Consider the following 14,593-nt stretch of genomic DNA (forward strand, 5'->3'; position numbering starts at 1 on the left):
AATCGATTCAGTTTCAACTCTCTTGCCAGCTATTCACATAATCAGCGAGCTCTATTTTTCGCGCCTCAGCACTAAAACGAAGCGCATTTTGGGTGTCGATCATAACCGCGACTTCATCGAGAAATGTCGGCGGTGTTTGTTGCGCTTTTTGATAGGCTTTAGGGTGAGGTCCATGGGTAAATCCTGCCGGATGAAACGTCATCATTCCCGGTTTAATGTGGTCACGACTAAAAAATTGCCCCATGTGATAGAACAGAACTTCATCATAATCATCATTATTGTGATAAAACGGCACCTTAAGCGCACCTTCATCTGTTTCAGCCGGGCGAGGGACAAAGGTGCATATAACAAAACCGTCAGCGACAAACGTGGTATGCGCCGAGGGAGGAAGATGATAACGATGAGACATGATTGGCCTTATATCGCGCCAATTAAGTGCGATAACACTGAGATCACCGTGCCAACCAATCGCATCCAGTGGATTAAATGGATAGGTAATAGTGGAGACAGTATCGCCCCTTTTTACAAACACACGCGTGGTGTGCTCGCTGTATTGTGCTTGAAAGCGTTCGTTAATTGCGGGAACACGTAGCACGGCAGGATCGAATATCGCGTGCCGCCCAACCAAGCCTTTATCAGGTAGACCGTAGCGCCCACCTGTATTTTCGATCATTAACAAGGTCAATGGCATATCAACTTCAAGGCGCCAAGTTGTTGAACGAGGCAAGACAACATAATCGCCAGCCGTGATATCTAGATGGCCATAGTCACTAAATAATGCCCCCGAACCTTGATGGACAAACAATAGATCGTCGCCATCAGCATTGCGCACCAATGCATTCATCGATTGGTCTAACTGCCACCAGCGGATTTTACATTGGTCATTATGCAATATGGCCTTGATATGCCAAGGCGACCGATGCGTTGTTTGTTCAACCAAATTCAAATCAAACGCGCATGGGCGAAGTTCACCCTGCCAATCCGACCACGCAGTGGGGGGATGACGATGGTGAAAATGCGTCGCAGGGCCATAAAACCCATCCCGCCCGACTTCCCGCTCATAAATGCCTTTGCTTGGAAAGTCTGCATGCGCCTGATTGGAATGGGTACCTTCTCGATATGGATAATGCATCCTTTTAGTCATGAGAAATCACTCCACGTCGCAGTTGGTCCTCCTCAATGGATTCAAACAACGCTTGAAAATTCCCCTCACCAAAACCGTTGTTACCCTTGCGTTGGATAATTTCGAAAAATACCGGGCCAATAACCGTTTCCGTAAATATCTGCAATAAAATCCCGTCAGTCTCTTCATCACCATCAATGAGAATATGCCGTTTATGGAGTTGAGCCACGTCTTCCTGATGAGCAGTAATGCGATCATCAATATGTTCATAGTACGTGTCTGGGGTTTGCATAAATTGGATTCCCCGCTCTCGTAACGCGTCAACGGTATAATAAATATCATTTGTTGCGAGCGCGATATGCTGAATGCCTTCACCATTGTATTGACGTAAGAATTCTTCAATTTGTGATTGGTTATCGCATGATTCATTTATAGGAATGCGGATCTTTCCGCAAGGGGACGTCATTGCACGGCTGACTAAACTGGTGTATTTCCCTTCGATATCGAAATGACGAACTTCACGGAAATTGCCAATCTTTTCATAGAACTTAGCCCACATATCCATATGGCCGCGTTCGACATTATGAGTAAGATGGTCAACTTGAAGTAACCCAGTGTTGGCATTTTCTAAGCGTTGTCGATAATCCTCATAAAAATGGAAATCGACATCGTAAATCGTATGTTCTCCATATCGATCAACAAAGTAAATCAAGGTGCCTCCAATCCCCTGAATAGCCGGAATATTGAGTTCCATTGGCCCTACCTCTCCTTGGTAAGCTACCGCTCCATGCATACAGGCGTAATCTAATGCCTTCCCTGCATCACGCACTCTAAATGCCATACCACATACTGAGGGACCATGAATTTGCGCGAAGGTTTCAGCTTGGCTACGTGGTTGAGCATTGACAATAAAATGAACTTCGCCATGGCGATACAACCAGGCTTCCTTAGAGCGATGTTTGGCGATTTCGACTAACCCGAGTTGAGTAAACAGCGTTTTTAGAGCATGGAGTTGCTCATCACCGATTGCGGTATATTCAATGAATTCAAAACCATCAGTGCCTAGGGGATTAACAATCGACTTCATATTCATACTCCGAATAGAACACTACTTTCTAATGCTGGAATATAAAGAGGAAAACACAACTATTGATTGTCGTTTTTTTTAACTGCGAACCTATTGAGTTGGCAAAATTTATTTACACTAGGTATAAAATAGGTGACTCACATACTATTTTTATCTGTATATCAGTAAGTTAAACTTACGATTATTAATATATTTTAAACTAACAGTTATGCATAATTTAGCATTACCAAACCCACAGGTCAGACCAGAAAAATAATTCATTAAAATGATAATCATGCTATTGGTTATGCATCATCTCTCGCTTATACTGCAAATTCGATAGAAAGTTTCACTCTTGAGACATATGCAAACTAATGCTTAATAGAATAACTAGACGGCGTAAGACCCTTATTCGGCGAGCCGCGATTTATCTTATACCTCTACCTATATCCCTATTTCTGGGATTACAACTAGCACAGCATAATATCCAACTTAAGATGCATAATATTGCATACGAGTATGTCCAGAAACTCGATAAATTAATTAGTAATATTCATCAAACTAACCAGTCATTACTATTATCAAACGTTCAATGTGACGAACTTCACGATCAATTTTTATTTAATTCGACCATTCGAGAAGTGTTTTTAATCAAAACAGAGGTGCCTTTTGTCTGCTCGTCCAAACGCGGGGTACTTAATAAAGATCTCTCACAATATTACCCATCAGGAATCGTCAGATCAGGCGAACATCTACGTACTCTAAATGCTGATCATACAACACGAACTTTGATTATTCGTGATGGCCAACTGGGTAATCCTCATCACGGTATTTCGACGGTAATTAACGAGCAATTTTTGGAAAACAGCCTAGGCTATACACAAGATACGCGGCTCAAGAGCCTCATACTCTCCTATGATGGCGCAACACTTCCCGAACGAACCCGACTTGACAAAAAAGATGGCCAATACATCGCAGGTTCACGCAAATATCCTTATATGCTCGGTCTAACACCTGCAAAAGCTTTTATTTCTAACCAAACCATTTTGTATTTATACAGCGCCGCCCTTCTATCACTTATCGTTTCTAGCGCGTATTTATTTTTGCATCACTGGTTAGTAAAACGCCTATCACTGTTAGATGAATTAAAAAAAGCACTTAAACGCCGTGAACTCTTTCTCGTCTATCAACCTATTGTTGTAAGTCAATCGAATCAAATCTCAGGCTTTGAAGCTTTGCTGCGTTGGTATAAACCCAAAGCTGGGTTTATTAGCCCAGAACATTTTATCGATCTTGCGGAGAAATCCGGCTTAATCGTTGATATTACGGAATATGTTTTATATCGGGCATGGCAGGATTGGAGCAATAAGAAAGTGGTACAGCCACTACATCTTAGCATCAATATTCCGCCGTCTTATTTGGAAGATCCATCGACGATTACTCAACTAAAACGTTATGCAGATAGATTTAAGACCATTAATATCCAACTCGTAGTAGAAATTACTGAACGCCAGTTACTTAAGTCTTCAGGACAAGCGGTATTAAATGAATTACGCCAAGCCAATATTCATATCGCCATTGATGATTTTGGCATTGGCAGCACCGCACTGTCTATATTGCAAAATATCGAATTTGATTATCTGAAAATCGATAAGTGCTTTATTGATAGTATTGAGGTAGAGGACGGACACACTCCCGTACTCAATTCCATTGTGGACTTAGGACATAGATTGTCGGTTCAATTGGTCGCTGAAGGGGTTGAAAGTCAAACTCAAGCCGATTATTTACACGAACTGAAAGTGGGCTATCAACAAGGTTTTTGGCATGCAAAACCAATGGATATTTTAGCAGCAAGCAAGTTGGTAGCGCAAAACGGATAAAGGTTACACGCTACCACTTTAAGCAAATATTCTCTTTAAACATCTACGTTTTTATGGACTGAAAACCGAATTTGGCGCACTTTCTGCCAATCAAATCCACCAAAGCAGATAAACGCAAATACCAGTACTATCACGCCATAATGAACGTAAGTCACCATTATAGATCCTGGGGTACTATAAGAAACCCATGTTGCTGCAAGGTTAAACAGCCAGTGCAAAAACACAATAGTGGCAGCGGCGGCTAAGCTGCGTAGCAATGAGACTTGCTGTTCAATTTGACGGACTAAAAACATCGCAATTGATGCAGCAGGTAAAATCGCGAGCCAAGTTCTAAACCCTGGTGTTGGCCAAATTAAAGTAAAGACAAGCGTCATGACAGATAGACCTAACCACGCTTTGTACGATTTGAGCAGCCCCATAAAATCATATTCTGAGCGATTTTCTACTTGATATATGTTCCAAGAAACAATCATACCCAAGATACTACCCAGCAACATATCGGTTAAAAATGCGTTTCCGGTAAAGAATTGAGCCACAATCTCCCACACAATCGCGCCGATTAATACCGGCAACCAATACGGTAAATCGATATTGTCTTTTTCTTGCCATAACATGAACACACTACTCACTAAAATCGCGGTAATGACCGATGGCAAACTGTATCCAGCGATATGTGGATATTCAAGAATGGGTAAAAAGACATACGGTCTTGGGCAATGCAGCCCCTGCTGAAGCAATAGACAAAGTAAACTCGTACACGCCATGCTAAAAAACAGTTTCAACACAATTTCTTGTCGTAGGTAATAAAACAAGATGGGGAATAATACTAAGGCCAAGATAGGACTCGTAAATACGTTGCCAAATTGAACAAGACTCACAACCACTTGAGCAACACTGCTTGGCATCGAACTCACACTATTTTGGATATCATAAATCCACTTAAGCTCTAATTGGTTAAGCCATGGCGCCACTTGAACCATGTTACTCACACTACGTGTTGGTTGGCTCGTTGCACGATTGAAAAAATGTTTAATCATTGGCCATTGTTCAGGAAAACGATAATCTGCCGCGTCCACACGATTTGGCGCAATAAGCATTGCCCCTGACGTTTCAATACCATAATCAGGCGCTACCCATGCGGGTAACGTATTACCACCTTCATTATTATCTTGTTGATATACCAATAAATTTGACTGGCTAACACAATCAAAGAAAATACCGGTCTCGGTCTCCCCTAACTTAGCTTTAATATCAACAACCAGTCCGGTTTCTTCCCATGTTTCTCTTTGCGCTGCAAGACGAGCACTTTCACCTTGCTCAATCATTCCCCCTGGAAGGGACAATGTATGGGTAATCAGTTCTTTTACTACAACCAGTTGATCACCTGCTCTAATCAGGCAAAGCGCTCCCTTGCGACCTTCTGCTGCAGTTGCTGACTCGTCTGCGCGAGCTATGTGAGTTATTGAGATCAATAACGCACTTATAATTAATAGACACAACCGCTGATACACGTATTAATTCCTATTTCGGTCGTTAATCGACCGCCTTTCTCAACCAATGAAGATGCTGCACAAAACCAGCATCTTGATAAAAACGCTGCGCATTTTTGTTGAAGTCCCACACTTCAACAAAAATTTGTTTCACAGCGTACTGCTTAAATGTCCACTCAAGTCTACCAAACAAATGTGTTGCAACATGCTGCTGTCGATATTCTGGCAAAACATACAGTTCGTCTATACTGCCCATCAACACAGGTTTGCTAACACTGGATACCAATTCGCAAAAATGACCTGTAATAAACCCAGCAGGACATTCATCCAACATAGCAATAAATACCAAACATTCTGGGTTATCGAGATAACGAGCGATGCTTTTTTCCTGCTCAATCTCGGTGGCTGTTTTAAAATGTTCTGGACAAGCTTGATGGTGTTCATCATGGAGCTGATACATCAGATCATTAAGTAGCTCTAAGTGCTGTGTTTGAGCACTTATCAATGTAATTTCTGCCATACTTGGACATAGAGTAAAAAATATAAGCAGCAATTTTATAAGATTACTTAGCAAAAAAACATCTGTTAATTCAGCTTTTATATGCTTTAAACACCAAGTTTCAAAATAAATTTCCCATATTATTGAACAGTGTTCATAAAAAACCGGTTCCCTGTTTTAGTCTTGTTGTATATCTCCATCAATTAGAGCCAAACGAAACGTAAGATTTGTCTTGTTGAGATAAACAAAATCATTTAGTTACAACTTCTAACAAAATACCTCTTAGGGATATTGGCAACCTAGCGATTTCGCCTAAACTGGAGAAAAGTGAAATGGTGACTACCGACGATTCGTCAGTCAGTAGCGCTCTCTCCATGATAAAACGGGATGAAACTGATGTTGAAACCTATCCGCTGTGTTGTAGCCTTGATTGGTACGTCGGCGATGCTATTTTTTTCAAGCCTGACCATGTCAGCTCCACTCGAAGAGCTCCACTTATTAATTCCTGGAGGTCAAGGCGGTGGTTGGGATATGACAGCCCATGATACTGGGACCGTTTTACAAAGTACTGGGCTGGTTAAATCAGTCACCTATCAAAATATTTCCGGCGGCGGCGGCGGAAAAGCCATCGCCCATTTAATAGAGACAGCACCGCGGCAAACCAACACTCTGATGATCAATTCAACCCCTATTGTATTGCGTTCGTTGTATGGTGTCTTTCCTCAATCTTTCCATGACCTAACGCCAGTCGCCTCCATTATTTCTGATTATGGTGCGTTTGTTGTCCCCGTGAATTCAGAGCTAAAGACGTGGGATGATGTGATACAAGCCTTCAAGAATAATCCACGGAGTATCAAGGTTGCAGGAGGCTCCGCTCGAGGAAGTTTAGATCACCTTATCGCAGCAGCTGCTTTTCAAGGACATGGGTTCAACCCGAGACAAGTACGCTATATTGCCTATGATGCTGGCGGTAAAGCTTTAGAATCTGTGATGAGCGGTGAAACACAACTGCTATCAACGGGCTTTGGTGAAGTCATTCATCTTTATAAAGAAGGCAAAATCAGGATCTTAGCGATTACAGCTCCTACACCTATTGCCAGCGCTCCTGACGTACCGACTCTGGTTGAATACAACAACCCATTTGTGTTTGCCAATTGGCGTGGTTTTTTTGCTGCCCCCAATACATCCCCCGCCCAGGTAGAGCAATGGGTACAGACTTTAAAATCAATGTATAAGACCCCAGAATGGAAAAAGGTCCGAGACAATAACGGTTGGAATGATGCATTTTTGGCGCAAGAAGATTTCAAGTTATTTTTGCTAAAGCAAGAACAACAAATGCGTGATTTACTACGTGAGCTCGACTTCTTGCGTTAGTCCAAGCAGATGCGAACATTAGTAGAACATGATATACTCAGCGCAATTAATTCTTGATATTGCAACATTGCCCATGTTGTGTACCGAGCCCATTCGTATAAGAAAGGAGCTTGTTTATGACTTACCTACTCGCTTTTGCGCTATTTCTTGCGATCATTGTTCTCATGTCTCTAGGTGTTATCGCCCATAGGAAACCCATTCAAGGCAGTTGTGGTGGGCTTTCCAGCGTTGGTGTTGATAAAGTTTGCAACTGCGAAACGCCCTGCAAAGATCATGCAAAACTCCACCAAATTCAAGAACCTGAAGACAAGTAGTCTTATCTATTTTTCATATAGCATGCCGCTCTCTTCCAATCAGAGCCTTGCCTAAGAGTGCTGACATAGTCGACAAAACAGTCTTCTGTGGTTACTTGGATATGTCACTAGCTTAACCAGCAATAAAGCCTGATGTAACAGGCTTTACCTGAGTTACAACGATTCACTTTCAAATATTATTTGAAAGTGAATTAATTTCCTTCGCTTTTTTAAGCGTAATCCGTGCGGTAAGGTGTGCACCTAGCATTCACCTACTAAGGATATCTTCATGGACATTACCGCACACGCTAAATCGCGCTATTCAACTAAAGCATTTGATGCTTCAAAACGCCTTAGCGACGAGCATGTTCAAGCAATCAAAGAATTGATTCGTTTAAGTCCTTCAAGTGTCAACTCTCAACCATGGCACTTCGTCCTTGCAAGCACTGAAGCGGGTAAAGATTCTATCGCTAAATCAACCGCTGAAAACTATGTGTTTAACGAACCTAAAATTCGCAATGCTTCCCACGTATTGGTGTTTTGCGCAAAAACTAATATTGATGAGGATTACTTACTGCAAGTATTAGACCTTGAAGATCGTGCTGGCCGCTTTGCTACCGATGAAGCGAAAGCAGGTGGACACAACGGGCGTCTATTCTTCACTAACATGCACCGTTTCGATCTTAAAGATGAAAAGCATTGGATGGAAAAACAGGTATATCTTGCATTAGGTACGCTACTTCTTGGTGTTTCCACCATGGGTATTGATGCAGTGCCAATCGAAGGCTTTGATTCTAAAGTTCTTGATAACGAACTCGGCCTACGTGAACAAGGTTATACCAGCTTAGTTATTGTCCCTCTTGGTTACCATAGCGATGCAGACTTTAATGCAAAATTACCGAAAGCGCGCTGGTCTCAAGAAGAAGTGATTACGGAGATTTAAGAGATAGCATGTCAACAGTACACGTATTCGCCGAGATAAAGGCTAACCGCGGTTACGAAAACGAGTTAGAAAGCGCATTGTGTAACCTACTTGAACCCTCTCGAGAAGAGCTTGGCTGTTGTCAGTTTGAGTTATATCGTGATAAAGGCGTTGATGATGTGTTCATTTTACAAGAAGTATGGATTTCACAACGCTCTCTTGATATGCACATGGAATCCGATCATTTCCAATCCTTTTTGAATTCTGTGCAAGAAAATCAATGGATCGAATACATTACGCCGCGCACGCTTAACTTTTTGGGTTAACCGTATCGTTACGGTTAACCAAGATTTATGGCTAAACCAAAAAACACCGCTATTAGAACGAGTATAGTGCGTGTTTCCTAGTCAAAGCGGATAACGTTTATCGTTATCCGCTCTTTTCAAATGCCCGCCAATATGTTGTGATTGTTAGCTAATGCTCAACAATTAGACCTACAATAACTTCATGAAAGCGCTTAACGACCTATATATCTTCGTTGAAACAGCAAAACACGGCAGTTTTTCAAAAGCAGCCCACGCAGCTGATGTTACCCCAGCGGCAGTCAGTGCCGCAATAAAACGCCTAGAAACCCAACTTGATGTTGCCCTATTTATTCGTTCAACGCGCAACTTACGCCTGACTCACGAAGGTGAAACCCTACTAGAAAAGGCCTCACAGGCATTGAATACCATTCAAGAAGGTATCGACCATATTTCGCAAACTCAAGGGGAAATTGGCGGGCACATTATGCTATCCGCGCCTTCAGATTTTGGCCGCCATTTATTGCTTGGTTGGCTAGAAGAATTCACTGATATTTATCCTCACATACAAATCACCCTTGAGCTGTCTGATGGAGTGAGCAATCTATACAACAAACCTATCGACATGGCGATCCGCTACGGCGTACCACCCGACTCCCGCTTGGTTGCTCTACCACTATGCACTAGGAATCGACGTATCGCTTGTGCAACACCTAGCTACCTTGATAAGCGCCCACCTATTAGTCACCCTAAAGATCTTATCGAACACAATTGTTTATGTTTTCAATTAGCGAGCTCAACGGATAACCATTGGTCATTCATGCGTGATGGAGATTCTGAAACGATTACCGTCAGTGGCCATTTTAACGCCAATGATGGTGAAGCGGTTCACCAATGGGCATTAAAAGGAAAGGGGGTTATTTATAAATCATTAGTCGATATGAGTAGAGATTTATTTACCCAGCGCCTGCATCCACTACTCCTTGATTGGAAAACCGAGCCTTGCCCGCTTTATGTTGTGTGTGCCGACCGACGCTTACTAAATCCAACCACTAAAACACTGCATGAATTTTTACGCTTAAAATGTGAAAAGGTGCTCACAGAAGCTGAACAATACTTGACTGAAAATTACTACTCACCGAAATAATTTAACCTACCGAACCGACCGATTGTGATCATTAAAGAATGCAATAAACGCGTTCTTTGTTGATGGTGATCACACCTCCCTTCTACATAAATCGCTGTTAAACTCCATGTATTAAGTATTCACTGCTCCAACCAGTGAAGATGCTCGCCTTTAAATAGTGTTTTATAATGCCCAACTTTGCAGCATATTGAACTGCCATTGTATGATCATAAATACCCTAAAGCACATAAACCCCGAATAAGCTTTTGAAACGTAAACATTTATATAATTATGCATTACAAAAAGCCATTGATACACACGTCACTAAATTAGCACAACTCACTTTTATTTAATTAAACATTAGAATAACTGCCAATTTCATTACTTTACGTACTGTTTTTTTTATTGTGTAATCGGACTTTTGACACACTTTTGACTTTGACTAAACGGACTAGAAAAAATGGACCACAACTCTCCTTCTAACAAACTTGGACTCTGGACTGGCCTCGCGCTATGGAAAAAAATCCTGATCGGCATGGTGCTCGGAGTCGCAGTCGGTGCCCTGTTAGGAAAGGACGCAGCCCTACTTAAGCCGATTGGCACGCTATTTATTAACGCGATTAAAATGCTAATCGTGCCATTGGTATTTTGCTCTCTCGTGGTTGGTATTACCTCGATGAAAGATACCCGCAAAATGGGGCGTATCGGCGGTAAAGCGATCGTACTTTATTTATTGACTACCGCTGTCGCTATTGCGATTGGTTTAGGGCTCTCTGCAGTCATCCAGCCAGGCGCAGGATTAAATATGACAGCATCTCAATCGAGTGTGGCGAAAGATGCACCCGCTTTGGTGCAAACTCTGCTAGCGATGATCCCACAAAACCCTATCAAAGCCTTGGCAGCAGGTAATATTTTACAAATTATCGTGTTTGCAATAGGCCTTGGCGTTTCTTTAGTATTGATTGGCGAAGAAAAAGCGGCTCCAGCCGTTAAAGTGTTCCAAAGCCTTGCTGAAGCGATGTACAAACTGACTGAAATTGTCATGGCATTTGCACCTTACGGCATATTTGGTTTGATGGCATGGGTTGCTGGCACTTATGGTCTAGATGTACTACTTCCACTGATTAAAGTGGTCGGCGCGGTTTATTTAGGTGCGCTTATTCACGTAGTTGTGTTCTATTCTGGTGTGTTAACCTTTTTAGGTCGTTTGAATCCACGCCGTTACCTTAAAGCGATCACCAACCCAGCGGCAGTCGCATTTACGACGTCTAGTAGCTCAGGGACATTACCAGCAACTATTAAAGCATCTCGCGAAGAAATGGGCGTTTCAGAGGGTGTATCTGGTTTCGTGCTGCCACTTGGCGCAACGATTAACATGGACGGCACAGCACTTTACCAAGGTGTTTGTGCGTTATTTATTGCCCAAGCATTTGGCATCGATCTATCGATGGCCGATTATATGACAATCATCCTCACTGCGACCTTAGCTTCAATTGGTACTGCAGGCGTACCTGGCGCAGGACTTATCATGTTATCGCTGGTACTTAGCACGGTTGGTTTGCCTATCGAAGGGCTTGCAATTGTGGCAGGTATCGACCGTATCTTGGATATGGCGCGCACCACTATCAATATCTGTGGTGACATGATGGTAGCGGTTGTTATCGCTAAAAGTGAAAAAGAATTGGATCAAGCTGTCTATGATGCTGATTAATCAACATCATAATAGTCGATAGCTGCATATTTCCGACTATAAATAAAAACCGCGCTACACTGTAGCGCGGTTTTTTTATCACTGATAAATCGATATTATCGACAATCACCGAGTCTTATTGGTGCTGACCTAACTTCACTAAGCCATTCGAATGAAACCAAAGTGCTTCTTTACGGCGACGACCGATAAGGATGGGGCCATCATCGTAAAATAGGAAATTTTTCCAATGGCGCTTAAAGACCGACCACTTAGTTTCTAATATATTGTATTTTTCATAGCAAAAATAAACGGTTACATCATCTTGCCAATCGATATGTTGTGTAATCGCAACCGGCATTTCTGGGTCATCACTTTCCCATTCAGCCATCCAATCAACTTCATCACCCCAAGCTTTATTGTGCATTGGCCAATCTTGTGAGCTCAAACGTTCTGAATCCGGGCTTTGCGCACTAATATTGTCTTTCCAAAATTGTGCGGCTCGTTGCGCCGTCATTGGCTTAATCTGTGCCAAATCTTCTTCAGGTAATGGCATTGATTGATGAGTAAAAATCCACTTTCTTTGGTATTGATCCAAAGGCAAATACGACATGAAGTGTCCTTAAACAGTGAGTCGCCTCATGGGGCGACGAGATCTATCATTTTACTTGACTTGTTAAGTCTATTTATACGGTAACTAACCTTGCCAATGCAAATTGGTTAACGACATCATTTTATGATCTTGCCATTGCCCATTAATCAACAAGTAGTCTTTAGCAAAGCCTTCTTCGACAAAGCCGGCTTTGTTTAACACAGCAGCGCTGCGCTGATTATGCGGCATGTAGCAAGCGCTAATACGATGCATATTTTGCATATCAAACATATAGTGACATGCCATTTTTAGCGCGCGCGACATAATGCCTTTTCCTTGGGCACTTTCTGCCAACGAATAACCCACCGTACAAGAATGCATAGGAAAGCGAACCAGATTGCTAAACGAAATGGTGCCATACATGGCTTGCGTATTTTTATCGGTGATCAACAAATAGAAACCGATGCCTAATCGATGCAATTCATTGAGCTTAACCAATCGTTGGTGCCACCCGACATAAGAGTAGAACGCCTCGTCACGTTCAGGTTCCCAAGGTTTTAGAAAATCGCGATTAACCGTAAAATATTGGCTAATTAACTGCGCATCACCGACTTCAGCTGTGCGCAGAACAATATTGTCATCCACTTCATACACCTGACTGGGTGTACTATGCTTGCTCATTAACGTTTCCTAATTCCATATTCACGTAATTTATTCGCGATCGATGTATGCGATACATTCAATCGTTTAGCTAATTTCCGACTCGATGGAAACGATTGATAAAGTCGGTCCAAGACTTGTGATTCATACTCTTTCATGATGTCGTCAAGCGCTCCATCTAGATTAAGTGTGGCATTACCACCCGACATATGTTCGGTTTGTGGTAAATGAAAATGATCGACACTTAGCGGCTCATCTTGCACTTCGGTCAGCGCACGCAACACCATGTTATCCAGTTGGCGCATGTTACCGGGCCACTGATATTGCGTCAGTTGGTCAAGTAACTCATCATCCATCGGTGGTTTTAACATGCCTAACTTGTTACTGTGCTTGGCCATAAATAGCTCCAGCAACGGTTGAATGTCACTTGGGCGTTCACGTAAAGGTGGAATGCGTAGCGTCAAGACGTTTAAACGATAATAAAGATCTTCTCGGAAACCACCATTTTCCGCGAGTTCAGCTAATTGGTGACGCGTCGAGGCAATGACACGCACATCCACATGCATTTCATGCTCTTCGCCCACGCGGCGGAACGTGCCATCTTGTAAAAATCGCAGTAGCTTTATTTGTAAATGAGGGGTCATTTCACCGATTTCATCAAGGAATACGGTGCCACCATCGGCTTGCTCAAAAATGCCTTTATGCCCTAATTCATGGTTGAAAGAGCCAGGCGCATGACCAAACAATTCTGTTTCCGCGACATCATCAGGAATCGCAGCGCAATTGAGTACTAGAAATGGATGATCGCCTCGTTCAGAGCGATTATGACAGGCGCGAGCCAACATCTCTTTACCCGTACCTGTTTCGCCTTCAATTAAAAGCGGTTGATCGAGTGAGGAGAGCTTTTTCGCTTGATTGATGAGCGCCTTATGGCGATTAGAAACCCCAACAAAATGCTCAAACCCAAGATTAGAGTGTAATGGCACTTCTTCTAATAAATATTGCGCTTCTTTTACGCTACGGATCATCATCATCGCACTAGCAAGCGTGGATTCTTTCGATTCACCCGTAATATAAACGGGCATCACTTCGAGTGCATAATCTAATCCGTCTAACACCACTTGATCGCGCAAACGTGATTTGCTGCCTTCAAGCCAGCGCGTGAAATTAAACGAAGGAACGAGTGAGGATATTTGCTGCCCAATCACATCTTCGGCCGTTTTATTCAGCAGTGACAGCGCACTTTGGTTGGCCATATCCACCGACCCTTTCAGGTTGATGGCCAAGACCGAATCAGGAAGATTATTGAGGAGAGAAATCAATTCGGTGTTGTGACGTTCCATAGGCATAAATTGAATTTTACGCACATCTTTGACGCCAGTAATGCGGCGAATTTCAGCCATCAATTCACTGAACGTTTCGAAATCAATATCAGGGCAGTTTAAATAGATAATTCCGCTGATATCAATTTCAATACCACGCAAATCAATATTTCTGGAGGCCAGAATATCGAGCAGTTCTCGGGTCAAACCGAGTCTGTCTTCACAAAAGACTTCTAGACGCACTTCGCTGTTATCCT

The 14,593-nt window shown here is 42.5% G+C and carries 14 protein-coding genes; 7 read left to right on the forward strand and 7 right to left on the reverse strand.

Annotated elements, in window-relative coordinates; all coding sequences use genetic code 11:
* Positions 1-13: 13 nt before the first annotated feature.
* Together I1A42_RS08410 and hppD are read right to left on the reverse strand one after the other, a co-directional pair.
* Positions 14-1,144 carry a homogentisate 1,2-dioxygenase gene (locus I1A42_RS08410; protein ID WP_196123208.1) on the reverse strand — a complete coding sequence of 377 codons (1,131 nt, stop codon included), beginning with the start codon at positions 1,142-1,144 and terminating at the stop codon, positions 14-16.
* The gene (gene hppD / locus I1A42_RS08415) at positions 1,137-2,210 is read right to left on the reverse strand and encodes a 4-hydroxyphenylpyruvate dioxygenase (RefSeq protein WP_161155789.1); all 1,074 of its coding nucleotides are present in this window, start codon (positions 2,208-2,210) and stop codon (positions 1,137-1,139) included. The genes I1A42_RS08410 and hppD overlap by 8 nt, the downstream gene beginning before the upstream one ends.
* Positions 2,211-2,686: 476 nt before the next feature.
* Between hppD and I1A42_RS08420 the strand changes: the two genes are divergently transcribed.
* Positions 2,687-4,069 (forward strand): EAL domain-containing protein, encoded by a 1,383-nt coding sequence (locus tag I1A42_RS08420; RefSeq protein WP_196123209.1) that lies wholly within the window; start codon positions 2,687-2,689, stop codon positions 4,067-4,069.
* 35 nt (positions 4,070-4,104) lie between these two features.
* On the opposite strand, the gene I1A42_RS08425 is transcribed toward I1A42_RS08420, so the two are convergent.
* Positions 4,105-5,541 (reverse strand): bifunctional NUDIX hydrolase/phosphatase PAP2 family protein, encoded by a 1,437-nt coding sequence (locus I1A42_RS08425; protein ID WP_196123210.1) that lies wholly within the window; start codon positions 5,539-5,541, stop codon positions 4,105-4,107.
* A 61-nt stretch (positions 5,542-5,602) separates the two neighbouring features.
* Complete coding sequence (locus I1A42_RS08430; protein ID WP_196123211.1) at positions 5,603-6,079, reverse strand: GNAT family N-acetyltransferase; 477 nt, start codon at positions 6,077-6,079, stop codon at positions 5,603-5,605.
* A 375-nt stretch (positions 6,080-6,454) separates the two neighbouring features.
* Here I1A42_RS08430 and I1A42_RS08435 point away from each other — a divergent pair, with 375 nt between their 5' ends.
* The 6 genes from I1A42_RS08435 (at position 6,455) to I1A42_RS08460 (ending at position 11,786) form a co-directional block, all read left to right on the forward strand.
* Positions 6,455-7,432 carry a tripartite tricarboxylate transporter substrate binding protein gene (locus I1A42_RS08435; protein WP_196123212.1) on the forward strand — a complete coding sequence of 326 codons (978 nt, stop codon included), beginning with the start codon at positions 6,455-6,457 and terminating at the stop codon, positions 7,430-7,432.
* A gap of 116 nt (positions 7,433-7,548) precedes the next feature.
* Entirely contained in the window at positions 7,549-7,746 is a 198-nt protein-coding gene (gene nqrM / locus I1A42_RS08440; RefSeq protein ID WP_161155784.1) for a (Na+)-NQR maturation NqrM, read from the forward strand.
* 268 nt (positions 7,747-8,014) lie between these two features.
* Positions 8,015-8,668: an oxygen-insensitive NAD(P)H nitroreductase gene (gene nfsB / locus I1A42_RS08445; RefSeq protein WP_196123213.1), complete on the forward strand. Its 654-nt coding sequence runs from the start codon at positions 8,015-8,017 to the stop codon at positions 8,666-8,668.
* An 8-nt stretch (positions 8,669-8,676) separates the two neighbouring features.
* Complete coding sequence (locus tag I1A42_RS08450) at positions 8,677-8,973, forward strand: putative quinol monooxygenase (protein WP_161155780.1); 297 nt, start codon at positions 8,677-8,679, stop codon at positions 8,971-8,973.
* 181 nt (positions 8,974-9,154) lie between these two features.
* Positions 9,155-10,096 (forward strand): LysR family transcriptional regulator, encoded by a 942-nt coding sequence (locus tag I1A42_RS08455; RefSeq protein WP_161155778.1) that lies wholly within the window; start codon positions 9,155-9,157, stop codon positions 10,094-10,096.
* Positions 10,097-10,535: 439 nt separating this feature from the next.
* Positions 10,536-11,786 (forward strand): dicarboxylate/amino acid:cation symporter, encoded by a 1,251-nt coding sequence (locus tag I1A42_RS08460; protein ID WP_161155776.1) that lies wholly within the window; start codon positions 10,536-10,538, stop codon positions 11,784-11,786.
* A gap of 115 nt (positions 11,787-11,901) precedes the next feature.
* On the opposite strand, the gene I1A42_RS08465 is transcribed toward I1A42_RS08460, so the two are convergent.
* The 3 genes from I1A42_RS08465 to tyrR form a co-directional block, all read right to left on the reverse strand.
* Positions 11,902-12,375, reverse strand: coding sequence for a DUF2947 domain-containing protein (locus I1A42_RS08465; RefSeq protein ID WP_196123214.1), 474 nt, complete (start codon positions 12,373-12,375; stop codon positions 11,902-11,904).
* Positions 12,376-12,459: 84 nt separating this feature from the next.
* Positions 12,460-13,035: a ribosomal protein S5-alanine N-acetyltransferase gene (gene rimJ, locus I1A42_RS08470; RefSeq protein WP_161155772.1), complete on the reverse strand. Its 576-nt coding sequence runs from the start codon at positions 13,033-13,035 to the stop codon at positions 12,460-12,462.
* Positions 13,035-14,579 carry a transcriptional regulator TyrR gene (tyrR, locus tag I1A42_RS08475; protein ID WP_161155770.1) on the reverse strand — a complete coding sequence of 515 codons (1,545 nt, stop codon included), beginning with the start codon at positions 14,577-14,579 and terminating at the stop codon, positions 13,035-13,037. The genes rimJ and tyrR overlap by 1 nt, the downstream gene beginning before the upstream one ends.
* Positions 14,580-14,593 lie beyond the last annotated feature (14 nt).

It is taken from the genome of Vibrio nitrifigilis (assembly GCF_015686695.1).
GTDB classification, from domain to species: Bacteria; Pseudomonadota; Gammaproteobacteria; order Enterobacterales; family Vibrionaceae; genus Vibrio; species Vibrio nitrifigilis.